We start from the raw sequence: 24,255 nt of genomic DNA, 5'->3' as shown, positions 1-24,255 counted from the left end.
CTATTCTCCACCGAGCCCCGCCTCCCTCACGATATCGATATCTTTGTCACCGCGGCCGGAAAGGGTGACCACGACCGTTGCCTGTGGACCATACTTTTCAGCCAGACCGGGCAACAGCGCGAGCGCATGGCTGCTTTCGATGGCGGGAATGATTCCTTCGGTCAACGTGAGGAGCTCGAATGCTTTCAGCGCCTCCGTATCGCTGACGGGTTCATAACGCACGAACCCTTCATCTTTGAAGAACGCGTGCTCGGGACCGACGCCGGGATAATCGAGCCCGGCAGAGATCGAATAGGCCTCGAGCGGATTGCCGGCCTCGTCTTGCAACAGATAGCTGTAAAAACCGTGCATGATACCCGGACTGCCGAGCGTGAGCGATGCACCGGTTTCGCCCGTGTCCAGCCCCTTACCGGCCGCCTCAGCACCGACGAGTTCGGTGTCTGCGAACTGCGCGCCCGCCGAAACGAACGGGTAAAAAGTCCCGATTGCGTTGCTTCCGCCCCCGACGCATGCGCACACCGCATCGACGTGACCTATGTTCTTTTCAGCAAGTTGCGCGATGATTTCATTGCCGATGACCGACTGGAAATCGCGCACCATCAAAGGATACGGATGAGGGCCGACGGCCGAGCCGAGAACATAAAAGGTATCTTCGACACGCTCGACCCAGTGGCGCAAAGCCGCGGTGACCGCGTTGGCAAGCGTCCCGGAACCTTCATCGACGGGGATGACCTCGGCACCGAGAAGACGCATCTTATAGACGTTGAGCGACTGCCGGCGAATGTCTTCGACGCCCATGAACACGGCGCATTCAAGCCCCATGAGCGCCGCGGTCGTCGCGGTCGCCACTCCGTGCTGACCGGCACCGGTCTCGGCAATGACGCGCTTTTTGCCCATGCGCTTGGCCAGCAGACATTGTCCGAGCGTATTGTTGATTTTATGCGCCCCCGTGTGGCAGAGATCTTCGCGCTTCAACAACACCCGCCCTAATCCTACCGCCTCGGCCAATCGTTTCGCGGAATAAAGCGGCGTCTCACGTCCGACATAATTGACGTAAAGATCAGTGAGCTCAGCCGCAAACGCCTCATCCTCGCGCGCCTCTTTATAGGCAGCCGTGAGTTCGATAAGCGCGGGCATTACGGTTTCAGGCACGAATCGTCCGCCGTAGGGACCGTAAAAACCTTCTGCATCGGGTCCGAAATACGCCTCTTGGGCATTAGGAAATAACGTACTCATAGTAGCTGCTCCTCACAATCGACACTGCGAACCGCGTCGCAGAATGAATTCATTTCATCTCTGTCCTTTTCGCCCGGCGATTTCTCTACTCCGGAAGATACATCCACGCCGGCCGGCCGCGATATTCTTATACAATCGGCAACGTTTCTCGAGGTGAGACCACCCGCCACAAGCACCTGAGCCCACTGCGGAGGCACACCGACGGTCTCCCACGAAAATGTCTGCGAAGTCCCCCCTGCTTGCCCGGGAACGTGGGTGTCGAGCAAAAATGTCGACGCCGCACCGCGATAGCGCTCTAAAAGTCGCCAGGAAAAATTCTTCCCGACGGGAATCATCTTTATTACGGGAACGGTAACGGCCGCACAGTAATCGGGGGACTCGCTCCCGCTGAGCTGGACTGCGGACAGGCCACATCGCTTGACTACGTCGTTGACGAAGGAGAGTTCGGCATTCACGAATACCCCCACGCGCTCAACAGTCTGCCCACCGAAAACCGGGGCACCGCCGTAACCGGCCCCTATCGAGGGAACGACTGCGAATATTTCCATCGCTTCTTCGACGGTGACGCGACGTTTCGAGGGAGCCAGTATCACGCCGATGGCATCGGCGCCGGCCTTGACGGCCGCCTCGGCATCTTGTCGGCGAGTGATTCCGCATATTTTGACAAGCGTGTGTTTCATGATAGCTTCGCCTGTTTGTCGGATGGTTCGATTGCCCCCGCGTGGCACGCCTGTCAGCGAATTGAGCGTGGCGGCCGGATCTTGTGCCCGCATGAGCATCTCGCCGACAAGCACGGCGTTTGCAGAAGCGCCCGCGGCCTGTTCCACGTCGGCTTTGCTCTTGACTCCGCTCGCGCTCACCACGACAAGGCCCATCCCGGCAGCGGCTCGCACCACTTCGAGCGCGCGCGAACGATCGACTTTGAGCGTATGCAAATCGCGACTGTTCACTCCGATGATTCGAGCACCCGCATCGTGCGCCGCCGCGAGTTCGGTTTCATCGACCACCTCCACCAGTGCGCTCATCCCGACCTCGTGCACCGCGGCAAGATATTCTTCGAGCTTATCTCCGAGCACATTGACCATGAGTAGTATCGCGTCGGCTCCGAGAGCGCGAGCGACGTAAACTTGCGTGAGATCGACGACGAAATCTTTGCATAAAACGGGAAGTTCCACCGCATCTCGCACCAGCGCCAAATCTTCGAACGAACCTGCGAAACTTTCCGGCTCGGTGAGCACGCTCACCGCGGCCGCGCCGCCCTCTTGATACCTGCGGGCTTGCTCGGCGACGTTTTTATCGGGAGCGATACGGCCCACACTCGGAGAAGCCTTTTTCACCTCGGCGATGATTCCGACATCCGTGCGAGACGACAACGCGGCCTCGAAGCTATGCGAAGACACACGACTCAAGGCGTGTTGCTTGAGCTCGACTACCGAACGCGTACCGTATTCGACTGCGATGCGAGCGGTTCTGCGCTCCACCATATTCGTCAAGAAGTTCATTCCACTTCCGCCTTTGCGAGCTGCTGCGACAAAGCCACCAACGCGTCGAGCGCGGCAAGCGCTTTACCGGAATCGATACTTTCCTTTGCGAGTTTCACGCCCTGGATCACATCGTCCACTTTGCCGGCGGCGACGAGTGCCGTGGCGGCGTTGAGCAGCACGATGTTGCGTCGCGCGCCCTGCTCTCCGGCAAGGATCTTTCGCAGAATATCGGCGTTTTCCTCCACCGTGCCTCCGGCGATATCGGCAACGCTTCCCCGCCTCAAACCGACGCTTTCGGGCGTGATTTCATAGAGGAAGACGTGACCGTCGTGGTAGTCGGCCACGGTGGTGACGCCGTCTCCCGATACCTCGTCCATCCCGGGATGTCCGTTGACGATTATGGCCCGCTCGGCTCCGAGACGCCCGGCGACTTCTGCCATCATGGGCGCCAACTTCGCGTCATAGACGCCGAGAAGCTGGCGTTTTGCGCCGGCCGGATTGGTGAGGGGACCGAGTATGTTGAACACCGTGCGTATACCGATTTCACGACGCGTCGGCCCCGCATGGCGCATACTTGCGTGCAGAGCTTGGGCGAACAGGAAACCGATACCGATTTCATCGACGCAGCGCGCCACATCCGTCGGATTCAGCGTCAAATCGACGCCGAGAACTTCGAGCACATCGGCGCTTCCCGACGACGAGGAAACCGCACGGTTGCCGTGCTTGGCGACCGGCACTCCGGCGCCTGCGACCACGAAAGCCGCGGTCGTCGATATGTTGAACGTATGCAATCCGTCGCCGCCGGTTCCGCAGGTATCGATATAGCCCGAAACCTTCGGTGCGACGGGGGTGGCGCGATCGCGCATCGCCCGGGCGAATCCGACGATTTCATCGACGGTCTCACCCTTCATGCGGATGGCGACTATGAGCGCGCTGATTTGTGAGGCGGTCGCCTCGCCGTCCATGATTTCTCCCATGACACGTTGTGCTTCGATTTCGGAAAGTGAGCCCCCCGACGCGACACGTGCGATGCCGCCGACGATGGTGTCGACCTCGGTCGCCGCAACACTGGCTCTTTGCGAGCCGCCCGACGCCGAAACGATTGAAGGTGCACCGCTCACATGATGGGACAGTGGAACCTCATCGGCGATATCGAGGAAGTTGGCGAGTAGTTTCGTCCCTTCCGGAGTGAGCACGCTTTCGGGATGGAATTGCACTCCGAATACGGGGAGGGAAACGTGTTGCAGCCCCATGATGGTGCCGTCGGCGGTTCGCGCGGTCACGTTCAAAACATCCGGCACACTCTCGTTTGCGACTCGAAGCGAATGATACCGAGTCGCGGAAAACGGATTCGGAACACCGGCAAACACACCGGAACCGTCATGGATCACCTTGTCGGCTTTTCCGTGTACCGGCTTATCGGCACGCTCCACCGATGCCCCGAAGACCTCCGCGATCGACTGGTGTCCCAAACACACGCCGAGCACCGGAATACCGGCATCGGCAGCCGCCCTTATGACATCGCGCGAAATACCCGCGTCATCGGGCGTCCCCGGCCCCGGAGATATAACCACGCCTTTCGGATTGAGCGCAAGCGCTTCCCGAGCGGTCAACACGTCGTTGCGACGCACCTCGACTTGTGCCCCGAGTGCCGACAAAAGTTGCACCAGGTTATAGGTGAATGAATCGTAATTATCGATGATGAGAATCATTGCGCATCACCACCTTCCACCGGGTGTGCGGAGTCGGGCGCGGCTTTTTCGTTTCCTTTGTCGAACACTTTCGTGCTCCTCATACCGGCGGCAAGTTCGAGAGCGCGATGCAGAGCACGGGCCTTATGGAGGCACTCCTCGTATTCGCTCTCGGGATCGGAGTCGGCAACGATTCCCGCGCCGGCTTGCAAATAGGCGGTGCCGTTGGCGATAGCCACCGTTCTGATGGTGATGCACATGTCCATAGCGCCGTCGAGCCCGATGTAGCCGACCGTACCGGCATAGGGTCCGCGCGCTTCTTTTTCGAGCTCGGCGATAATCTCCATCGCACGGACTTTGGGAGCACCCGAAACCGTACCCGCCGGAAACGTCGCCTCGAGAGCATCGAATGCATCTTTATCCGCGGCAAGCGTACCGGTGACATTGCTCACGATGTGCATGACATGACTGTAATACTCGACATCCATGAGCTCATCGACGCTCACCGATCCCGGTGTCGACACCCGGCTGATGTCGTTGCGGCCGAGATCGACCAGCATGACATGCTCGGCCCGCTCTTTCTCGTCGTCGAGCAAATCGGCGCGTAACTTGCTGTCCTCTGCGGCACTCTTGCCGCGAGGACGAGTGCCGGCCAAAGGACGTGTGAGAACCGTGTCACCTTCGAGTCGAACGAGCGGTTCGGGGCTGGAACCCACAAGCGTCACGTCGCGTGTTCGCACGTAGAACATGTAAGGGCTGGGGTTGACGGCGCGCAATACGCGGTAAAGATCGAGCCCGTCGCCTTCGAAGGGAGTGGTGAAACGTTGCGAAAGAACGATTTGGAAAATGTCGCCGGCCAGAATATGCTCCTTGGCCGTGTTGACTTGTTCGATGAAATCCTCATGGCTCGTGTGCGCCGTGAGAGGAACGTCCGTACTGGCACCGACCACACCGAGCTCGGCGCCGCGCGGTCCGGCATCGATGCGTTGCAAATAGGCATCAATGCGCTTGGTCGCAGCCTCGTAAGCAAGTTCGGGAGCACCTCCCGGCCGAGTCGGCGTGATGACCTGCATGATGCGACGAGCATGATCGAATGCGACGACGACGTCTGTCATCATGAAGCAAAAATCAGGCGCGCCTATCTGATCGTTGGGGTGGCGAGGAACTTTTTCAAACGATGCGGCCGTCTCGTAGCCGACGTAACCGACTGCTCCGCCCACGAAAAGCGGCAGCCCCGGAATGCGCGCGACTTTACCTACAGAAAGTTCGCGTGACACGACGCGCAAGGGATCCTCCGCGTATTCTCCGTGTACCATCTCCCCGTCGATGAGCACTTCGTGCCCTCGCGCGGTGATGACCGATCTGTCCCCGACGCCGATGAAACTGTACCGGCCGAGGCGTTCGCCGCCGACGACGCTTTCAAGGAGAAACGCGTGTTCCTCCCCTTCCGAAAGCGCCATGAATGCGCTGATCGGCGTCGCGAGATCGGCATAGACCTCGCGGACGACCGGCACGACATCGTATTCGGATGCGAGTCTGATGTACTCTTCTTTGCTTGGTGTGAACATATGGAACCATCCTTCCCGAACGTATGAGGATTTCTACTTCGGGAAGCAAAAAACCTCCCGTCAGCCAAGGGACGAGAAGATTTCTCGCGGTACCACCCTTGTTGACCAAACCGGGAGGTTCGGACCACTTAGAACTGTCAGCTTATCGGCAACAAGATCTCCGATGTATGCACGGCCCACTGCAAGAGTGGAACACATCAGCATTAATGCATGCTGAAGGCTCGGGGGCCCATTCGGCTTGTCCGTTCGCGCCGGGATTCCACTATCCCCGGTTCTCTGGTGCGTCGGTTCCTGCCTACTATTCCCCATCGCGTACACTGCTGTACAAGTGTCCGCAAGTATATACCGATAAAATAAATCACGCAAGAGTACGACTAAAATATCTCCACACTTGCGTAACTCGGGCCTCTAACGGGTAGACTACATATATATACCAACTATTGCATCGAGAGGAAAATCATGGATTCCTTTTCACAGAACTATCGGTCGCTTCTCACCGAACGTCATCAACCACCGTGCATATCGATTTATCTCCCTACTCACCTGAATTATCCCGATAACCTTCAAGACCCCATTCGATTTCGCAATTCGATTCACCGGGTTGAAAAGAGTCTGAGCCAGAAATATCCAGATGCCGATGCAGACACGCTCCTCGCCCCGCTTAAAAAGCTGGCCGAAGATAAAGAATTTTGGAACAACACCCACAGCGGGCTCGCGGTTCTTGCCGCCGGTGGAGAATCACAAGTATATTCGCTACAAGCCTCGGTCGCAGAGGCGGTCGTGGTAGACGATAGGTTCTTCACAAAACCGTTGGTTGACATCTTGGAACCGATGGAGCGTTATCACGTCCTCGGCGTGGAGCTGAACAAGATATACCTTTTCGAAGGTACCAGATACTCGATTCGTGAAATCGAACTGCACGCGGATGCGCCGAAAACCATCGAAGATGCACTCGGTGCTTTACTTACCGAGAAGTACACCACGATTTCCTCCGGAGCGAGAGGAGCTCCATCGACGTTCCACGGGACGGGTGCGCGCAAAGATGAGGTCGATTCCGATGCTACGAGATACTTCCGCATCATCGACCGGTGGATGCTCGAACGCTACTCCCGTCCTTCGGGGCTGCCGCTCATCCTGGCATCGCTCCCTGAGCATCAGAAGGAGTTCCACAGCATCAGTAAAAACCCGGACCTCGAGGCGGAGGGAATCGAAGCCGATCCGGCCTCCCTGACGGGCGAAGAGATGCGTGAACAGGCGACCAAGATCATCGAGCGACATCGTATTGAGTTTGAAGGCGAAATACTCGACCGCTTCAACACAGTTTACGGGCACGGTGGTTCAAGTAGTGACATCGCTGAAATCGCTCATGCTGCAGTGGATGGCAGGGTCTGGACGCTCCTCATGGAGTCCGGTCGAACGGTCCGAGGGACGCTTGATGAAAAAACCGGGTCGGTCGAATATCTTGATGAAGAAGATGCTCCCGAACTTCTCGAACAACTTGCAGAGATGTCTATCCGAAACGGCGGTGAAATTGTGGTACTTCCACCCAGCCGAATGCCTTCGACAAGCGGCGCGGCGGCGATTTTCAGGTTCTGATTCGTCTATGAAGCATATCTCACCACGGTGAATCGGTAGATGTGCACCTTCTCGTCAGGCCTGATCCCACCTTTTTGTCTACAGATGGCAATCTGTTCCGCGACGCTGTCGACGCCTTCGAGATGAGGCAACAACACACCTCGGCGTCCATCATCGGTGGCGACGATCACCCCGTAGATTTGCGGGTCGAGCACGGACAAGTCGGTGGTCGGCACCGGCGGCTCTAGAACGTCGACACTCACATCCAGCGCGTCGAACTCCTCACGGATCACCGGAAAGAACCGCGGATCATAAGCAGCGGAGGATATCGCGTTTTCTATGACTTCCTCGGCGAGGCTTTCCCGAACCGGCTCTATCGTGCCGATGCAACCGCGCAACGATCCGTCCTTCTCATGCAAAGTGACGAAACACGCAGCCTTCTTATCCAGGCTCGGAGGCAGGCCGTCGGGAACAGACATCGTCGCACCCGTATCGAGATACTGTCGTATGGCCTCTCCGGCCAGTCCCAAAATGTCCATTCTTCATTCCACCTCAAAAGTCGCAACGAGATACCCCACACCGAAAGGACCCTCGAAGGACAACACCCGGGATTCGACTTCCAATCCTTCGAGCGCGCCCAAGAGGAAGAGTATCGACCTCAAACCGCACTCGGCGCCTTCCTCCAAAGTGACCGGATCGATATCGAGAAGCGCCTGCGCATCGCGTTCGCGCACCGCTTTGATGATGATGTCGTCGATTACCGGACCGGAGGGGTGGTATCCGTAGGGGCCGTCGCTTTCAAGGACGTGCGACAGATCGCCCGAGGCGATGATGGCGCATCTCCTTCCATCCAGCTTTAGCTGGGCTCCGACCTTCTTGCCGGTATCGTAGTAATACTCGTACGAGGGGTTCGTCACCAGTATCTTCTCGATATCGACGTCTTGACGGAGATGTTTGCGCAGGTAATGGAGGGGAACCTCGAAACCGTAATCACGATGAGGCGAGATGATTATCACCCTCTCGGGATCGGCTTCACCGAGTTTCTCAGCGGCCGCCTCCAAAGCCTCGACGGTCCGCTTCACCTTCACGAGGTCGTCCCCGCCGATTTCAGGGATGATCAACGGCGGGTGAGGCGATATCACACCGAATACCAACATCGATTGCCTCCTTAGACATTGCCGATATGGATATGTTCCAGACCGAGGTCGCGACCGATTTCGGCGGCGAGCTCAAGGGTTTCGATGGGGGTGACCGGCGTTTGCGGCATCTTCCACGCCGGGAAAAAGCGGGATATATGCCAGGGGACATCCTCGCCGACTTCTTTGGCGATAAACTCGGCGACCGCACGCAATTGGTCTTTTCTGTCGTTGACTTCCGGGATGACCAACGTGGTGATCTCGAGATGGATGCCGAGCCGCTTGATCGCAACCAGGTTCTCCATCACGAACTTCGCCCTGCCGCCGCAATACCTTTGGTAGACGGCATCATCGGGGCCTTTGAAGTCGACGTTGATCGCATCGAGATACGGAGCGATCGCCTCAAGTGCCTCGGGGGTCATATAGCCGTTGCTCACCCAGACGTTCTTGAGCCCGGCCTCGCGCGCCACCTTCATCGTATCGAGCGCGTACTCGATGAATATCGTCGGTTCGGTATACGTGTATGAGATGGACGGGCACCCGTAGTCGAGCGCCTGAGCGACATGCTCCTGTGGGCTGATGTCCGACCCCATGATGAGACCGTTCGGCTTCGAGCTCTGGGATATCTCCCAATTCTGGCACCAGTCACACTTGAAGTTGCATCCGACGGTGGCGAAGGAGTAGGTGGTCGTGCCGGGCATGAAATGGAAGAGCGGTTTCTTCTCGATGGGGTCGATACTCACGGAGACGGCCTTGCCATAGTTCAAAGCATAGAGCACGCCCCCGCTATTCTCGCGGACACCGCAGATGCCGCGCTTGCCGTCTTTGATGCGGCAGCGATGGTTGCACACCCCGCACACGACGACGTGCTCGGGTTCCCTGGTATATAGGATCGCCTCTTCCATAGGGTGATTATACCCACATGAAAGAGGCTTTTGATACCGATTTCACAGCGCAGACGCATTTTCGATTTTCGAAATCTACTCGACAAATCTCCTTTATTCTCGTTTTCGAGTTGACAAGACTATGCCACTGGTTTATAAATCATACTATTCATATATGATTTATATGAATATATGAGCAACGTATCGAGATAGAGCTGAAAGGGTTGGAAGTTTTGGATCTCGTCTTCATGAAAACATATGCTCCGCTCTTCGTCACAGCCGCGAAATTGACGTTGTCCATCTCGTTTTGGGGCATTCTGTTCGCACTCGTCGTCGGATTGTTTTGCGGGCTCATCCTCTACTTCAAAATCCCGGTAGCGAGTCGTATCGTATCGGGATATATCGAGCTATCGCGCAACACTCCCCTCCTCGTCCAACTCTTCCTCCTCTATTTCGGTCTCCCGAAATTGGGAATCATCATCAGCTCCGAAGGGTGTGCGATTATCGGTCTGACGTTCTTGGGCGGAAGTTACATGGCCGAAGTTTTCAGAAGCGGTCTTGAATCCGTGGAGAAAAGCCAGATCGAATCGGGCATGAGCATCGGTCTCAACCGACTGCAAATCGTTCGCTATGTCGTATTACCCCAAGCGCTCTCGGTTTCCGTTCCCGCCCTTTTTGCAAACGTCATCTTTCTCATAAAGGAAACTTCCGTGTTCAGCGCCGTTGCTTTAGCCGACTTGATGTATGTCGCGAAGGACCTCATCGGGCTCTATTACAAAACCAACGAAGCTCTTCTCATGTTGGTAATCGCTTATTTGGTGGTACTGTTGCCGATCTCGCTTCTCTCATCGCTCTTGGAGAGGAGGCTTCGCTATGCAGGATTTGGGAATTAAAGTCCTCTTCGAGGGCAGTAACTTCACGCGCCTGCTTTCCGGACTCTGGGTCACGGTCGAGATCTCGCTCGTTTCCGTGGCGATTTCCCTCGTTTTGGGCGTCTTGCTGGGCATGGTGATGACACTCAAGAATCCGATAACGAAAGTTCTCACCAAAATATTCCTCGAATTCAATCGTCTGATGCCCCAGTTGGTGTCGTTGTTCCTCGTGTATTTCGGGCTGACCACTGCGTTCGGCATCGACCTCTCCGGACAGACCTCGGCGATAATCGTCTTTTCTTTGTGGGGCACCGCCGAAATGGGCGATTTGGTCCGAAGCGCACTGATTTCAATCCCGAAACATCAGTACGACAGCAGCGCCGCGCTCGGCCTCACAAAGCTACAGGCCTATCGCTATGTTGTCATTCCCCAAACTCTGCGACGCCTGACTCCGCCGGCCATAAACCTGACCACACGCATGATAAAAACCACCTCGCTCGTCGTTCTCATCGGTGTCGTAGAAGTTCTCAAGGTCGGACAGCAGATAATCGATGCCAACCGCTATACCACTCCCGATGCTGCATTGTGGATCTACGGGGTCATTTTCTTCCTTTATTTCATCGTCTGTTATCCGATTTCCAAATTGGCCGGCAGATTAGAAAAACAATGGAAGAATTGAGGTGAAAATGATGACAAAAAATGTAAACACATTGCTCGAAATCGAGCATTTGCAAAAGAAATACGAAGATGCCGAAGTTCTGAAGGACATATCCTTTAAGGTCGATATCGGTGAAGTGACCGTGGTGATAGGCCCTTCGGGCAGCGGCAAAAGTACTCTTCTGCGATGTATCAACGGGCTGGAGGATATCCAGTCCGGGAGAATTATTTTGGATGGGCAATCGATAACAGACGGGAAGACGAAATGGAGCCTGATCCGACAAAAAATCGGTATGGTATTCCAAAGCTACGATCTGTTTCCCAATATGACTGTTTTAGAAAATGTACTGCTCGGTCCCACCAAGGTGCAGAAACGAACGAAACAAGAAGCGACGGCTTCCGCCGAACAAAAACTGCTCCGGGTCGGACTCTTAGAAAAAAGAGATGCTTATCCTCGTCAGCTCTCCGGCGGTCAGAAACAGCGCGTAGCTATCGTTCGCGCCCTTATGATGGAGCCGGAAGTCATGCTTTTCGATGAAGTCACGGCAGCGCTCGATCCCGAGATGGTTCGCGAAGTGCTCGACGTGATACTTGAGCTTGCAAAGGGTGGCATGACAATGGTAATCGTCACCCATGAAATGCAGTTCGCTCAAGCGATTGCCGACCGCATCATATTTATCGATGACGGTGAGATCGTCGAAACCGGCAAACCCGAAGAGTTCTTCACTCAACCGAAGACCGAACGAGCACAGAAGTTTTTGAATATGTTTACTTTCGAATAATGAATAGAGGAACCAGTATGAAAAAACCAATCAGATTCACAGCACTTGCACTTACGCTTGTTCTAGCATTCGCCCTGCTTGCGGGATGCAGCGGAACCAAGGGCAAAACCGCAACGACAAGTGCCGCTTCAAGCACTACTTCGACGACCGGGGAGGCACGATCAGTTGCTGAAATCAAGAAAAGCGGCAAAGTCATCATCGGCGTATTCAGTGATAAAGCGCCATTCGGATACATCGACTCAAATGGTGTCTATCAAGGATACGATGTATATTTCGGTAACCGCATCGCAAAAGATCTCGGCGTGAAGGCCGAGTACGTTTCAGTGGAGCCGGCGAGCCGCGTCGAATATTTGAAGGCCGGCAAAGTCGACATCATTTTGGCGAACTTCACCGTTACCGCGGAGCGTGCGCAGTCCGTAGATTTCGCTCTCCCTTACATGAAAGTGGCAATCGGCGTCGTCAGCCCGACGAAGTCTGAGATCACAAAGCCCGAACAACTCAACGGCAAGACTTTGATCATTGCAAAAGGTACGACTGCGGAGACCTTCTTTTCAAAGAACTACCCGAAGGTCAAACTGTTGAAATTCGACCAGTACGCCGAAGCCTATAACGCGCTGCTCGACGGACGTGGAGACGCTTTCTCCACCGACAACACCGAAGTACTGGCGTGGGCATTGAAGAATAAAGGCTACTCCGCCGGCATCGACAACCTCGGCAGCCAAGACACCATCGCCCCTGCTGTTAAAAAGGGCAATACCGACTTGCTGAACTGGATTAATGCCGAGACCAAGACGCTCGGAAATGAGAAGTTCTTCCATGCAGACTACGCCAAGACATTGGCACCTGTTTACGGCAGTGCCGTATCTCCCGAAAAGCTCGTCGTCGAAGGTGGAATAGTTAAATAAGCATCATCGAAAAAGCGCACGCACGGACCCGGGCGACGGAGCCCGACTGATGCGACCTTTATCAAACAAAGCAGCAGGGAACTTTTCCCTGCTGCTTTGTCGTGAGAGTCTAGTAATCCTTCTCCCGTATCGCATCGATATGCGCCTGCTTTTGGGCGGCAGTGGCATGCGCGTACTGGTTGAGCTCAGCATAGATATTTCCTATATCCGCCAACGAAAGGGCGAGTGGAGTTTGTTTTACCGTCGCCCCCACCGCTTTCGCAAGGTTCTGTCTTTGAAGAACCCACGTGTTTTCTTTGGACACGGATATTTTTTTGAGTTCGCATTTTTCGCTGAAGACGACGTAACTATAATAAGGGACATCGTTGTAGCTCTTTAAATTAGCCTTGAGGTGCTTGATGTGACCTGAATTTTGCCATACAGGATTGGCAAACCGATTCTTCTGTCTGTTTTCGAGTGATTGCGTCCACATTTTGTCGGTGTCTTTCCCGAATATCCAACCGGAATAATTTTTCGATTCGATGACGAAAATGCCCATCGGGTGAATCATGAGGAGATCGACTTCAGATGTTCCGCCCGCATCGGTCGGTAGATAGACATTGAACAAAAACCGCTTATGCCCGGGAACTTTCTCCAACTTGCGGAAACTCAGATATTCTCCGTGCGCGCCCTTATCGAAACGTACTTTGAACCATGGCGCACCCGTTTCGCGCCGATAAATTGTATCCCTATATCCGAGGAAAAATATCAGCATCCACACCATAGGAGGAATAAGAATAGCGAAGATTACCAAAATAAATAAAAACATACGGGTCGTCCCCCTCTGCCTATTTGTCCTCGATAGTATCCTCGCGTCACGAAAACGTCACAGCGACAAATATTATTATAAGCATAGCAAAAGCAAAGGGAAATGCCGGTTTGCCAAGAGGGACCGACCGCTATTTTGCCAATCTTATGTATTGCTTTACGAACTCGACTGAAACATCGACACCGATTATTTGAACTATTTATTAACACATAACGTGTTGATATAAACACAATATGTGTTAATATCAACATTAACGAAAGGACTCCGTCATGACACCGATATTAGAGGGAATTTACGGAAATAGAGCCGCCGCACAAGTTTTGCTTTTCATCCAAGCATACGGTTCCGGATACGCTTCCCGAATTGCGACCATATTTGATACACAGCAGACAAGCATTTACCGACAGCTCATTCGGCTTGAGGCAAGCGGAGTGTTGGTCAGTCGCACCGTCGGAAAAACCCGCGTCTTTGAATTCAACGATCGAAACCCTTCAGTGAGAAATCTTCGCCAATCCCTTGCACGCGAGCTTGACCTTCTCCCCGACGACCAAGTAAAGAAATACTTTCGTCAGCGACAACGGCCCCGTCGAACAGGAAAGAGGCTATAGCGGTGACACCCATTGGCAAGGAAACCACTTTGGAAGAAATTGCAGCGATTGTCAGCCAAACACTTGAGACGGCCGGCATCATTGCCACACTTTCAGGGGGCGGTGCTGTAACAATCTACAGCATGAATGACTATATGAGTTTCGACCTCGATTTTGTTACCAGCGAGAGAAACTCCATCATTGCTGATGCGATTGCTCCTTTAGGATTTCATCAAGTCATCAGAACTAGGCAGTTCGAACATCCTGACTCGGAATATTATCTTGAGTTCCCTCCTGGTCCACTTTCTTTCGGCGAAACCGTCATTCTTGAACAAGATATGCACCTCATACACACCGACTACGGGACGCTAAGAATTGTGACCCCGACACAAAGCATAATGGATCGCATCGCGGCCTACGTTCATTGGACAGATAACCAGTCCTTCGATCAAGCTATCGCCATTGCCCGGAAGAACAAAATCGACTGGGAAGCCCTAAATAAATGGAGCACTAAAGAAACTATCGACCCAGCGGTCATCGAACGCTTAAAAACCCACGTGAATCGAGGACTATCTCAATGAAAAACAGCTTGTATCCTCTCGACCCTGCATTTTTCGATCCCGAGATCTCTCCGGCAGATGACTTCTTCGGTTATGTGAACGGTGGCTGGTCGGTCGAAAATCCCGTGCCGCCCGCCTACGGTTCGTGGGGCGCTTTCAATGAAGTCAACGAGCGGAACCTTGATATTTTGCATCGCCTGTTAAACGATGCCGCCGAAAACTCCCCTGCGAACGGCACGGCATCGCAGATGACCGGTGACTACTTTTCCTCCGCCATGGATGAGGCGTCGATTTCGCAAGCGGGAACAACGCCACTCGACGAATTCCTCGCACGGATATCCTCTCTCAGTTCACTCGAAGATGTGCGCGCGGTCGTGGTCGAACTGAACAGAATCGGCGTCGGCCCGCTCATGGATATCGGTATAGCTCCTGATTTCGAGAATGCAGACGCGTATCTGCTCTACGTCGGACAAGGCGGAACCGGACTACCCGAACGCGATTACTATATTCGCGACGATGAGCGTTCCCTGCAGCTTCGTGAAGCGTACGAGGCGCATATCGCACGCCAACTGACGAATCTCGGCGATTCGCAAGAAAGTGCGGCCGACGCGGCAAAGCGTATCGTCGCTTTCGAAACCCGCCTGGCACAAGTTTCCTATCCTGCCGAGAAAATGCGCGACGTTCAACTCACCATGAATCGTTATGAGGTATCCGCACTCGACGATTTGATGCCGACGCTCAAGCTCACGGCACTCATCACCGCGCTCAGCCCATCTGTTACGACAGTATGCATCGACAATCCGGGGTTCTTCACCGGTCTTCAAGCGACACTTGACGAAGCCCCTTTGAGCACCGTGCGCGATTATCTGCGCTGGAATCTCATTCGTGCCTACGCCTCCGCCCTGCCCGCCGAGTTTGAACAAGAATCGTTCGACTTTTACGGACGCACTTTGGGCGGACAGAAAAAAATGCGCCCGCGATGGAAGCGGATCCTCGACGCGATGAGCACAGACCTCGGAGAACTCGTTTCGCAACTCTATGTCGATGAAGCGTTCTCCGCAGAATCGAAGAGTCGCTGCGAACATATGGTCGACCGTCTGCTTTCGGCGATGGGCGACTCGATTCGAAACGCCGAGTGGATGTCTGAGGACACCAAGCCAAAAGGGCTTGAGAAGCTCGCGGATTTCAAATATAAAATCGGATTTCCCGACACGTGGAAAGATTACTCGGGGCTTACCGTCGGTCGGACATCGTATGCCGAAAATCGCATGCGCTGCGCCGCTTTCGAGCACGACCGCCAAATCGGCCGCCTCGGGCAACCTGTCAATCGCAACGAATGGGCCATGCCGCCGCATACGGTCAATGCGTACTATCACCCGCTCCTCAACGAAATCGTTTTTCCCGCCGGCATTTTGCAGCCACCGTTCTTTTACGCCGATGCCGACGATGCCGTAAACTTCGGCGCAATCGGTGCGGTCATCGGTCATGAAATCACCCACGGCTTCGACGACCAGGGCAGCCACTTCGACACAAACGGGTCGCTTCGCGATTGGTGGACCGAGAGTGACCGCCTCGAATTCGATCGTCGTGCCCACGTGCTCGTCGACCAGTTCGACGCCTATGGAGTCGTCGACGACCTGCATGTCAACGGCCGCCTCACATTGGGCGAAAACATAGCGGATTTGGGCGGCCTTTCGCTCGCGCTTGTCGCGCTGCGCGATGTCGGAGGCGACACGGGCGAACCGATTGACGGCTTCACTCCCCGGCAACGATTCTTCATGGCATGGGCGACCGTTTGGCACATGAATTACACCGATGAATACGCGCGCCTGCTCGTCAATATCGACCCGCATTCTCCTGCACGGTTTCGCGTGAATGCACCGCTTTCCAACACCCCGGCGTTTGCCGAGGCGTTCGACATTCCGGAAGGCTCCGCCATGAGACGTCCAGAATCGCTACGAGCCCATATCTGGTAGGTCGAAGCTGTGCAACCCCCGAGGAGGCGGGGTTTTACTGCCGCAACAACAACCGTCTGCGGAACAAAACCACCCTACAAAAATAAAAAAATAGGCAATTTGCAAAAACTAAGCGATACTTGAATGAAATCTCCGAGCTAGTAATTCTAACCGGCATTAGATATGCGCGCATGATTATTAGACGATAGGGTGCTCTTGGAAACGGGTGTGCCTTCCATTATTTGAAAAGGAGTAAATATGAGTTTGGTTAAGAACAGGGTTAAGTTTCTTTGCGCGGCGTTACTGGTGGCACTATCGGTGTTTGTTCTTTCGGGATGCGGAGCAAAGGCGCCTCAGAAGGTCACAAAAGCGCCAACTCCGAAGCAGGTAAATATGGTCCTTGCTTCAACCACATCCACGCAAGATTCAGGTTTATTCGATGTGTTGATTCCTGCCTTCGAAAAGGCGAATCCAACAATCAAGGTTCAAGTTGTAGCAATCGGAACCGGAGAGGCGATCCAAAAGGGTCGCGACGGTGATGCAGACTGCTTGCTCGTCCACGCGAAGTCGGATGAAGAGCAGTTCGTAAAAGACGGCTATGCAGATTCACGTGCGGACGTCATGTACAACCAATTCGTGATTGTCGGCCCCGCAAACGATCCCGCAAAGATTGCAGGATCAAAGACCGCCGCTGAGGCATTCAAAAAAATCGCCGACGAGAAAGCGAAGTTCGTCTCACGTGCCGATGACTCGGGGACGAATAAAAAAGAACTTAAGATTTGGAAGGCTGCGGGCATCACCCCAAGCGGTTCCTGGTATAAGAAGTCAGGGCAAGGCATGGGCGAAACGCTCAAGATGGTTGATGAGCTGGGCGCTTACACTCTCACCGATCAGGCTACTTATCTGGTAATGGAGAAAGAAAAGGCTATCGAAAGCAAGGTCCTCTTTGCGGGTGCGCCTGACTTGTTTAACCAGTATGGCGTTCTCGTCGTAAAGGGTGCAAAGCAAGAAGCTGCGGCTCAGACCTTCCATGATTGGATTTTGTCAAAAGAAGCCCAGCAGACGGTCATCAAAAACTTCGGCACGGCAGACTTCGGCAGTCCGTTGTTCACACCAAACGCGAAGTAGTTGCTTGCACAGTTATGATAGATTTTGCTAAATTCTCAATATTTACGGACGCCATCAAGGGCGGATTCGGTCTGCTGAGCTCGGGAGTCATCGACGTCTGGACGATTGTCCTCACATCGCTTAAGGTCTCGTCGCTTGCCGTGTCCATCGCTCTGTTGATCGGCATCCCGTTTGGCTATTACTTGGGAACACGGCGATCTGTCAGTCGAACTACCGCGCTCGTTATTGCTAATGCCGGTATGGGTTTACCACCGACGGTGGTCGGCCTGTTTATATCAATGTTGTTATCACGGAGGGGCCCTTTAGGAGATTTAGGGCTCCTCTACTCTCAAACAGCGATGGTTATCGCACAGATTGTTATTGCAGCACCGATTGTAGCCGCAATTGTCGCCTCGGGCGTTTCCGCCGTGCCCGCGCAGCTCAGGCTCCAAGTGCGCTCACTTGGAGCAAGCCGCATTCAAGAGGCGGTTCTCACACTGAAAGAAAGCAGAATGGTGCTATTTGCCGCGGTTGCGGCAGGATTTGGATCGATTATCTCCGAAGTCGGCGCCGTGCAAATGGTCGGCGGCAATCTTGAGGGAGAAACGCGCGTCATGACGACCGCGATTGTGCAGTTTACGCGCATGGGCAATTATCCTGAGGCGGTGGCGCTCGCCATCGTTTTACTGGCGATCATCATTGCGGTCAATGTATTCGTGACGCTCGGCCAGACAAGCAGCGATCGACATACTAAGGCGATAAATTAATGAAATTATCAGCTCACGATATCGTTGCTCAGAGAAAGTCGTTCCGGCTTGATATTCCGTCTTTCACGCTGAAAAAGGGAGAAATTAAGGCGATTTTAGGACCCTCCGGCTCAGGAAAAACGATGCTTCTCTCCATTTTGGGCGGACTCGAAAACCCGACGCAAGGGTCGGTCGAACTTGATGGACGCCCGCTTACGCGTCAGGTCGCACGCAAGAACATCGCCGCGGTTTTCCAGTTCCCGTATCTCATCAAGGGAACGGTGATTCAAAACGTCTCATACGGTCTCAAACTGCGCCATCTCTCCCACGCGGAATATGGACCACTGGTTGAGGAAGCACTTACGCTCGTAGGACTCGAAGGGTATGAGAATCGTTCGGTGCACGAGCTTTCCGGCGGCGAGCAGCAGCGCGTCGCGTTCGCGCGCGCTTTGGTGCTCAAGCCCGCTGTGCTCCTTCTCGACGAACCGCTCTCGTCTCTCGACACGAATCTGAAAGAGCATATCTCCGTGGAGTTTTCCCATATCCTGCGCTCACAGAAGATGAGCGCGGTCTATGTTACGCATGACCGCAAAGAGGCGCTGAGCGTCGCCGACACCCTTGCCGTCATGTCGCACGGTGAGATTATCTCCGAAGTAGACGTCAATCATTTTTATCGGGCGGCGGAAAACCCGGAGGCGCGCGAATTTCTCAATTTATCGACTCCGTTGCATGTTGAATTTGAGGGGAGTATTTCTTCAGACGGCACTGTGGTAGAGCTCCATTTGGGCAGCGAAAATCTACCTGTCACATTGGCACCTGAAGAAATAAATGGATTTAAGCATAAAATGGAAGGGGGAAGTAAGCTCAACATCTTTGTTGCGCCCGAAGATGTTTTGCTTCTTGCCGAGGATGAGAAAGTCCCCGATGTTGCTCGATGGCTGCCGACAAACGGCACGGTCCTGAGCATTTTCGAGCAAGGGGAACGGGCGCGGGTATTGGTGCAAACACCTCTTGGAAATGTTGAATCTCATATTTCGAGAGAGCACTGCAAGAGACTCGGGCTCAAAGCCGGCGTTCACGTTCACACTATTCTCACTTTTTACCACCTTGAATTCCCGCAACATAAAAAATAAGATCAAAGGTTAAAATCTTGACTGAAAATGAGACCATATCGCTTCCGATAACCACCGTCATCCTGGCGGGCGGTCGCTCCATGCGCATGGGCATGGATAAAACGCAGATTCCATTGGGAGGCCTGCCGCTCGTTGCGCGCGCGGTCGCCAACGCCGGGGCGTTTTCAAATCATGTCGTCGTGGTCACGAACCGCGTCGAAGATTTGCCGACGGAGTATTTGCCCGAAGACCTCACGGTGCTCAAAGACAGCGTAGCCTATCAGGGCCCGCTTGGCGGACTCGCCACTGCTCTGGCAGAAGTAAAAGACGAATGGGTACTCGCATGCGCCGCCGATATGCCGTGGATTATGCCGCAGGTCGTGGAGGAACTCTACCGCCACACCGACGGTTACGACGTGGTCCTCGCATCGGGGCCCGACGGACCCGAGCCGCTCTGCGCGCTGTATCGCACCGCGACGGTAGCTCCCGTCGCCGACAAAGCGATTGCTTCGGGCAGGCGCCGACTTATTGCGCTGTTCGATGAACTGAGGGTCTGTGAGATTCCGATTGAGCATATCCAAAAAATCGACCCGGACCTCAGGTCGTTCTTCGACATCAACACGCAAGTCGAGCTTGCCGAGGCGCGCGAGCTTGCCGACAAAATGGGCCTTTCCACTCCCGAACAGGACGAGGAACTGCTCGAGAGGCTCGCATCGCTGCCCTATGCTGAAAAGCCTCAGCCGGTGCGCGTCATGATGTCGGAGGAGACCGGACGCCAGATGCCGTCCGAGACGCCGATCACCATTTACCTCAACGATGTCGAGGTGGCGACGGTTCAGGCGACTGTTACGCACATCGATGATATGGCCATCGGGTTTCTCATCACCGAGGGTCTCTTAACCGACCGCGAAAAGTTCAAGGGCGTCGACGTTGATAAGAAGCGCGGCTTCGTCTACGTCACTTCCGATGAGGACGTGCCCGATGGCCTCGTATACAAGACGCGCTACGTAACGAGCGGCTGCGGTAAAGGCACCACGTTTTCGAGCCTCGGTCACGCACGCGGGCTTGAACCTATCACGCAGATGATTCATGTCGGTCCGGCGGACCTCTATCGCTGGATGGCCGAGATGTCGGCGCGCAGCGATGAGTACCGCGAGCATGGAGGTAGTCATTCGTGCGGTCTCGTCGTCAACAACGAGCTGCTCGCGGTACGCGAAGACGTCGGCAGACACAACGCAGCCGATAAGTTGCTCGGACACGCATGGCGCGAGCGCGTCGATATGACGCACGCAATCCTGCTTTCGACCGGTCGCATTTCTTACGAAATGATTGTCAAAGCAGCGAAATGCCGCATTCCCTTTGTTGCGTCGCGCAGCGCGGCGACCGACTTGGCGGCGGAAATCGCCGAGACTCTCGGTATCACCCTGGGCGGATACGTTCGCGGCGGAAAAGTGGTCATCTACGCTCATCCCGAGCGTCTGATACCACCGGAAGAATTTGAGAACGAAGAAGGCTGACACAATGCAGACACAGACACAGACACAGACACACGGAACGCAAAACTTAATCGCTGTCGAGGACGCGCGGGAACAGGTGCTCTCTCTCGTCGACGTTTTAGATGCCGAAGAAGTCGACGCGCTCGGCTCTTTGGAGCGCATCCTCGCACAGGATGTTTTGAGCGACATCGACATCGCACCTTTCGATAACTCGGCGATGGACGGTTTCGCCGTGCTTACCAAAGATTTCGCGGGTGCTCAAACTCCCGTGCAGCTCAAGATTACCGAGCACATCGGCGCCGGCGATTGGCCGGAGCATCCGATTACCGCAGGCACCGCAATGCGTATCATGACTGGAGCGCCAATGCCCGAAGGCGCGGACGCCGTGATAAAAATCGAGGATACCGAAATCATCGAGGGCGATGGCCTCATCGGATCTAAAGTCGCGTTTCCGGTGCCGCCGCGCAAAGGCGACAATATACGCAAAGCCGGGGAGGAAGCCAAAGCCGGAGAAACCGTTCTAAACCGCGGCGAGCGCGTAACTCCCGCAGCCGTCGGCCTTCTCGCTTCCACGGGACACAGCACGGTGAAAGTCTACCGCCGTCCCCGCGTGGCGATTTTATCAACCGGATCCGAACTCGTCGAAATCGCCGAAAAACCCGCGCGCGGAAAAATCCGCAATTCAAACAGCTACTCTCTGGCCGCTCAGGTTCTTGAGGCAGGCGGAATTCCTCTGCGTTTTCCGCTCATCAAAGACACCTACGAGGCAACGGAAGAAGCAATTCTCGAAGCCGCCCAAGACGCCGACTTCATCATCACCAGCGGCGGCGTTTCGGTGGGCGACTTCGATTATGTAAAACCCGTGCTTGAGAAGCTGGGAAAGATGCTGTTCAGTGCCGTCAATATGCGTCCCGGAAAGCCTCAAACGCTCGGAGTGATACCCACTACCGGGAAGCCCGCGATTCCGTTTTTCGGTCTCCCCGGTAATCCGACTTCAACGTTTGTCGGGTTCGAGACGTTTGTCCGACCCGCACTGTTGAAGATGCAAGGAGCAACCGAGCTCTTGCGTCCGACATGCACCGCCGTTCTCGCTCATGACGTCAAGAAACGCCAGGGCAGAAGGTATTTCCTGCGCGGTACCGTCGAATTGCAGCCGGACGGAACCTATGCCGCCCACGTGGAAGGGAGCCAGTCCTCAGCGCTGCTCACCTCGGCGCATCGCGGCAACTGTTTCATCGTGTTACCCGAAGGCCTCGACCCCGCACACAAGGGCCAAGAGGTTACATGTATTCGTCTCGATATGAAAGAAGGAATTGCATAATGGCACATTCAGAAGACAAGCCGAAGATTGATTTGACCACCGGCAAAATCGCGGAAGTAGCCGCGGATCTCAAGAAAGATATTCTCGAAAGCACCGAGGACGGTCGCATTCAGTGCGAGAGCGCGCGCGGTCTTGCTCACAAGTACGGCGTTTCCACGAAATCGGTGGGTGCGATGATCGACGAGATGGACATCAGGGTTTACGACTGCGGACTCGGCTGTTTTTAACGGAGGCCACTCATGAATCGGACACCGGTAGTTACATTCGTCGGCAAGAGCAACTCGGGAAAAACGACATTTCTCGAGAAGGTGATCGCCTGTTTGACCGAGCGGGGCTACCGTGTCGCGACGGTGAAGCACCACGCTCACGCGACCGATGTGGATACTGAGAAGAAAGACTCCTGGCGCCATGCGCGTGCGGGTGCCGTTGTCAGTATGGTGTCGAGCCCGATGCAGTTCAGCGTGGTGCGCAAGGTTGAGAGCGAAGTCACCATGGAGGAGTGCATCAAGCAGGCGCAGGAGGCCGGTTGCGACATTCTGCTCGCCGAAGGATTTAAAAAACTGGACCTGCCCAAAGTCGAGTTGTCCCGCAAAGAACGCAGCGATGAGCCGATATGCGAGCCCGACGAGGTCGAGGCATTCGTTACGAACAATCCCGCGCTCGCTCGGAAATTCGCGGACACGGTTCCGGTCTATGATTTAAACGATAGCGAAGGTTTTTGCAATTTTTTGGCGCGCCGCTTCATCGAAAGGCAAAAAAATGATTAAGGATAGCCACGGACGCACGATAAACTATTTGCGCATATCGGTCACCGACCGGTGCAATTTGCGCTGTATTTACTGCATGCCGGAAAACGGCATAATCCCTAAAGCGCACGATGAGATTCTGACCTATGAGGAGCTTCTTGCGCTCGCGCGAGAAGCCGTCGCCATGGGTATCTCGCACATTCGTCTTACCGGCGGGGAGCCGCTCGTTCGTCAGGGCCTTAGCGACCTCGTTCGCGAGCTGCACAAGCTCGACGGACTCGATGATATTTCGCTGACCACCAACGGAATTCTACTCCCGCGTTACGCCGAGGAGCTTAAAGAAGCAGGACTCGACCGCGTCAATATCTCGCTCGATACGCTTGATCCCGACGTCTACAAAACCATCACCCGTCGTGGGGAACTTTCAGATGTGTTCAAGGGTATCGAAGCCGCTTTCGAGGCTGGCCTGAGCCCCATCAAACTCAACGCGGTAGGCGTGCGACCCTTCATCAAGGATCCGTATGGTTTCGCAAAACTCTCGTTCGACCGACCGCTGCACATCCGCTTTATCGAGTACATGCCCATTGGGCATTCGTCGGGCGTCGACGGGCAGGGCTGGGCCGCCGAGGAGGCCGTCAGTAGCGAGGAGATTTTCAAGCAAATCTCCTCAACCGCCGAAGAGCACGGGATGGGCGCGCTCATCCCGCTTGAAGAAGGTCAAGGTCCCATCGGTGTCGGACCGGCGTCTTATTATAGGTTCGAGGGAGCGCAAGGTACCGTCGGGTTCATCTCGCCGATGTCGCGCCACTTCTGCGCGAGTTGCAACCGCCTCAGGCTCACCTCCGACGGTAAGCTGCGTCCGTGTCTGTTCTCGGACGCCGAGATCGACGTGCGCGATGCGCTTCGCCGAAAGGATACCGAAGGTGTGCGTGCGATTTTGCAAGAAGCATTGAAAATGAAGCCCAAAAATCATGACGCACACAACTTCACCCAAAAAGACATGGCGGCGATTGGAGGATAGATGAAA

At 54.8% G+C, this 24,255-nt stretch carries 22 protein-coding genes, 2 pseudogenes, 1 riboswitch and 1 other annotated feature; of the genes and pseudogenes, 16 read left to right on the top strand and 8 right to left on the bottom strand.

What is annotated here, in order from left to right; genetic code table 11:
* Genes trpB through trpE form a run of 4 tightly spaced genes read right to left on the bottom strand, consistent with a single transcriptional unit; the run spans position 1 to position 5,979 of the window.
* Positions 1-1,236: a tryptophan synthase subunit beta gene (gene trpB / locus JJE36_01280; protein ID MBK5210949.1), complete on the bottom strand. Its 1,236-nt coding sequence runs from the start codon at positions 1,234-1,236 to the stop codon at positions 1-3.
* Complete coding sequence (locus tag JJE36_01275) at positions 1,233-2,738, bottom strand: bifunctional indole-3-glycerol phosphate synthase/phosphoribosylanthranilate isomerase (GenBank protein ID MBK5210948.1); 1,506 nt, start codon at positions 2,736-2,738, stop codon at positions 1,233-1,235. Before JJE36_01275 ends, trpB begins: the two co-directional genes overlap by 4 nt.
* Entirely contained in the window at positions 2,735-4,432 is a 1,698-nt protein-coding gene (gene trpD, locus JJE36_01270) for an anthranilate phosphoribosyltransferase (GenBank protein MBK5210947.1), read from the bottom strand. The genes JJE36_01275 and trpD overlap by 4 nt, the downstream gene beginning before the upstream one ends.
* Positions 4,429-5,979 (bottom strand): anthranilate synthase component I, encoded by a 1,551-nt coding sequence (gene trpE, locus JJE36_01265; protein MBK5210946.1) that lies wholly within the window; start codon positions 5,977-5,979, stop codon positions 4,429-4,431. Before trpE ends, trpD begins: the two co-directional genes overlap by 4 nt.
* 64 nt (positions 5,980-6,043) lie before the next feature.
* Positions 6,044-6,297 (bottom strand) — a binding site (T-box leader).
* A 141-nt stretch (positions 6,298-6,438) separates the two neighbouring features.
* Between trpE and JJE36_01260 the strand changes: the two genes are divergently transcribed.
* Positions 6,439-7,575, top strand: a complete 1,137-nt coding sequence (locus JJE36_01260; GenBank protein MBK5210945.1) for a hypothetical protein — start codon at positions 6,439-6,441, stop codon at positions 7,573-7,575.
* Positions 7,576-7,580: 5 nt separating this feature from the next.
* Here the strand turns inward: JJE36_01260 and amrA are convergent.
* The 3 genes and pseudogenes from amrA to amrS form a co-directional block, all read right to left on the bottom strand.
* A pseudogene (amrA, locus tag JJE36_01255) lies at positions 7,581-8,105 on the bottom strand (AmmeMemoRadiSam system protein A).
* Positions 8,106-8,117: 12 nt separating this feature from the next.
* Positions 8,118-8,711, bottom strand: a pseudogene (gene amrB, locus JJE36_01250) (AmmeMemoRadiSam system protein B).
* An 11-nt stretch (positions 8,712-8,722) separates the two neighbouring features.
* Positions 8,723-9,595, bottom strand: a complete 873-nt coding sequence (gene amrS / locus JJE36_01245) for an AmmeMemoRadiSam system radical SAM enzyme (protein MBK5210944.1) — start codon at positions 9,593-9,595, stop codon at positions 8,723-8,725.
* 212 nt (positions 9,596-9,807) lie between these two features.
* On the opposite strand from amrS, the gene JJE36_01240 reads away from it, so the two are divergent.
* From JJE36_01240 to JJE36_01225, 4 genes are read left to right on the top strand one after another with little or no spacing between them, the layout of a single operon-like run.
* A complete protein-coding gene (locus tag JJE36_01240) occupies positions 9,808-10,467 on the top strand; it encodes an amino acid ABC transporter permease (protein ID MBK5210943.1) in 660 nt (219 codons plus the stop codon).
* A complete protein-coding gene (locus tag JJE36_01235) occupies positions 10,448-11,125 on the top strand; it encodes an amino acid ABC transporter permease (GenBank protein MBK5210942.1) in 678 nt (225 codons plus the stop codon). The genes JJE36_01240 and JJE36_01235 overlap by 20 nt, the downstream gene beginning before the upstream one ends.
* A gap of 31 nt (positions 11,126-11,156) precedes the next feature.
* Positions 11,157-11,885: an amino acid ABC transporter ATP-binding protein gene (locus tag JJE36_01230; GenBank protein MBK5210941.1), complete on the top strand. Its 729-nt coding sequence runs from the start codon at positions 11,157-11,159 to the stop codon at positions 11,883-11,885.
* A gap of 17 nt (positions 11,886-11,902) precedes the next feature.
* Positions 11,903-12,790 carry a cysteine ABC transporter substrate-binding protein gene (locus JJE36_01225; GenBank protein ID MBK5210940.1) on the top strand — a complete coding sequence of 296 codons (888 nt, stop codon included), beginning with the start codon at positions 11,903-11,905 and terminating at the stop codon, positions 12,788-12,790.
* 109 nt (positions 12,791-12,899) lie between these two features.
* Here the strand turns inward: JJE36_01225 and JJE36_01220 are convergent, their stop codons facing one another.
* Positions 12,900-13,598, bottom strand: coding sequence for an NERD domain-containing protein (locus tag JJE36_01220; protein MBK5210939.1), 699 nt, complete (start codon positions 13,596-13,598; stop codon positions 12,900-12,902).
* Between the two features lie 269 nt (positions 13,599-13,867).
* Between JJE36_01220 and JJE36_01215 the strand changes: the two genes are divergently transcribed.
* The 11 genes from JJE36_01215 (at position 13,868) to moaA (ending at position 24,249) form a co-directional block, all read left to right on the top strand.
* A complete protein-coding gene (locus JJE36_01215) occupies positions 13,868-14,206 on the top strand; it encodes an ArsR family transcriptional regulator (GenBank protein ID MBK5210938.1) in 339 nt (112 codons plus the stop codon).
* 29 nt (positions 14,207-14,235) lie between these two features.
* Positions 14,236-14,766 carry a hypothetical protein gene (locus tag JJE36_01210; protein ID MBK5210937.1) on the top strand — a complete coding sequence of 177 codons (531 nt, stop codon included), beginning with the start codon at positions 14,236-14,238 and terminating at the stop codon, positions 14,764-14,766.
* Entirely contained in the window at positions 14,763-16,721 is a 1,959-nt protein-coding gene (locus tag JJE36_01205; protein ID MBK5210936.1) for a M13 family metallopeptidase, read from the top strand. Before JJE36_01210 ends, JJE36_01205 begins: the two co-directional genes overlap by 4 nt.
* A gap of 118 nt (positions 16,722-16,839) precedes the next feature.
* Positions 16,840-16,969, top strand: a riboswitch (molybdenum cofactor riboswitch).
* Positions 16,959-17,828 carry an extracellular solute-binding protein gene (locus JJE36_01200; protein MBK5210935.1) on the top strand — a complete coding sequence of 290 codons (870 nt, stop codon included), beginning with the start codon at positions 16,959-16,961 and terminating at the stop codon, positions 17,826-17,828. It overlaps the preceding riboswitch by 11 nt.
* A 14-nt stretch (positions 17,829-17,842) precedes the next feature.
* Positions 17,843-18,574: an ABC transporter permease gene (locus JJE36_01195; GenBank protein MBK5210934.1), complete on the top strand. Its 732-nt coding sequence runs from the start codon at positions 17,843-17,845 to the stop codon at positions 18,572-18,574.
* Positions 18,574-19,686, top strand: a complete 1,113-nt coding sequence (locus JJE36_01190; GenBank protein MBK5210933.1) for an ABC transporter ATP-binding protein — start codon at positions 18,574-18,576, stop codon at positions 19,684-19,686. Before JJE36_01195 ends, JJE36_01190 begins: the two co-directional genes overlap by 1 nt.
* A 17-nt stretch (positions 19,687-19,703) precedes the next feature.
* Positions 19,704-21,182, top strand: a complete 1,479-nt coding sequence (gene fdhD, locus JJE36_01185) for a formate dehydrogenase accessory sulfurtransferase FdhD (protein MBK5210932.1) — start codon at positions 19,704-19,706, stop codon at positions 21,180-21,182.
* Between the two features lie 4 nt (positions 21,183-21,186).
* Positions 21,187-22,482 (top strand): molybdopterin molybdotransferase MoeA, encoded by a 1,296-nt coding sequence (locus tag JJE36_01180; protein MBK5210931.1) that lies wholly within the window; start codon positions 21,187-21,189, stop codon positions 22,480-22,482.
* A complete protein-coding gene (locus JJE36_01175; GenBank protein ID MBK5210930.1) occupies positions 22,482-22,709 on the top strand; it encodes a hypothetical protein in 228 nt (75 codons plus the stop codon). The genes JJE36_01180 and JJE36_01175 overlap by 1 nt, the downstream gene beginning before the upstream one ends.
* A 12-nt stretch (positions 22,710-22,721) precedes the next feature.
* On the top strand, positions 22,722-23,249 hold the full coding sequence (mobB, locus tag JJE36_01170) for a molybdopterin-guanine dinucleotide biosynthesis protein B (GenBank protein MBK5210929.1): 528 nt from the start codon (positions 22,722-22,724) through the stop codon (positions 23,247-23,249).
* The gene (gene moaA / locus JJE36_01165) at positions 23,245-24,249 is read left to right on the top strand and encodes a GTP 3',8-cyclase MoaA (GenBank protein MBK5210928.1); all 1,005 of its coding nucleotides are present in this window, start codon (positions 23,245-23,247) and stop codon (positions 24,247-24,249) included. The genes mobB and moaA overlap by 5 nt, the downstream gene beginning before the upstream one ends.
* Positions 24,250-24,255 lie beyond the last annotated feature (6 nt).

The sequence above is a fragment of the Coriobacteriia bacterium genome (assembly GCA_016649875.1).
GTDB lineage: Bacteria > Actinomycetota > Coriobacteriia > WRKU01 > JAENWW01 > JAENWW01.
Note: the sequence above shows the minus strand (reverse complement) of the source record. Positions and strands in the feature narration are given on the sequence as shown.

What these genes read in the sequence shown, in the direction of transcription:
- JJE36_01190 (MBK5210933.1), top strand. Translation starts at nt 18,574, where the DNA reads ATGAAATTATCAGCTCACGATATCGTTGCTCAGAGAAAGTCGTTCCGG.
- JJE36_01180 (MBK5210931.1), top strand. Translation starts at nt 21,187, where the DNA reads ATGCAGACACAGACACAGACACAGACACACGGAACGCAAAACTTAATC.
- JJE36_01200 (MBK5210935.1), top strand. Translation starts at nt 16,959, where the DNA reads ATGAGTTTGGTTAAGAACAGGGTTAAGTTTCTTTGCGCGGCGTTACTG.
- trpD (MBK5210947.1), bottom strand. Translation starts at nt 4,432, where the DNA reads ATGATTCTCATCATCGATAATTACGATTCATTCACCTATAACCTGGTG.
- JJE36_01225 (MBK5210940.1), top strand. Translation starts at nt 11,903, where the DNA reads ATGAAAAAACCAATCAGATTCACAGCACTTGCACTTACGCTTGTTCTA.
- trpE (MBK5210946.1), bottom strand. Translation starts at nt 5,979, where the DNA reads ATGTTCACACCAAGCAAAGAAGAGTACATCAGACTCGCATCCGAATAC.
- JJE36_01215 (MBK5210938.1), top strand. Translation starts at nt 13,868, where the DNA reads ATGACACCGATATTAGAGGGAATTTACGGAAATAGAGCCGCCGCACAA.
- JJE36_01260 (MBK5210945.1), top strand. Translation starts at nt 6,439, where the DNA reads ATGGATTCCTTTTCACAGAACTATCGGTCGCTTCTCACCGAACGTCAT.
- JJE36_01220 (MBK5210939.1), bottom strand. Translation starts at nt 13,598, where the DNA reads ATGTTTTTATTTATTTTGGTAATCTTCGCTATTCTTATTCCTCCTATG.
- JJE36_01175 (MBK5210930.1), top strand. Translation starts at nt 22,482, where the DNA reads ATGGCACATTCAGAAGACAAGCCGAAGATTGATTTGACCACCGGCAAA.
- JJE36_01195 (MBK5210934.1), top strand. Translation starts at nt 17,843, where the DNA reads ATGATAGATTTTGCTAAATTCTCAATATTTACGGACGCCATCAAGGGC.
- JJE36_01235 (MBK5210942.1), top strand. Translation starts at nt 10,448, where the DNA reads ATGCAGGATTTGGGAATTAAAGTCCTCTTCGAGGGCAGTAACTTCACG.
- amrS (MBK5210944.1), bottom strand. Translation starts at nt 9,595, where the DNA reads ATGGAAGAGGCGATCCTATATACCAGGGAACCCGAGCACGTCGTCGTG.
- JJE36_01275 (MBK5210948.1), bottom strand. Translation starts at nt 2,738, where the DNA reads ATGAACTTCTTGACGAATATGGTGGAGCGCAGAACCGCTCGCATCGCA.
- mobB (MBK5210929.1), top strand. Translation starts at nt 22,722, where the DNA reads ATGAATCGGACACCGGTAGTTACATTCGTCGGCAAGAGCAACTCGGGA.
- JJE36_01205 (MBK5210936.1), top strand. Translation starts at nt 14,763, where the DNA reads ATGAAAAACAGCTTGTATCCTCTCGACCCTGCATTTTTCGATCCCGAG.
- trpB (MBK5210949.1), bottom strand. Translation starts at nt 1,236, where the DNA reads ATGAGTACGTTATTTCCTAATGCCCAAGAGGCGTATTTCGGACCCGAT.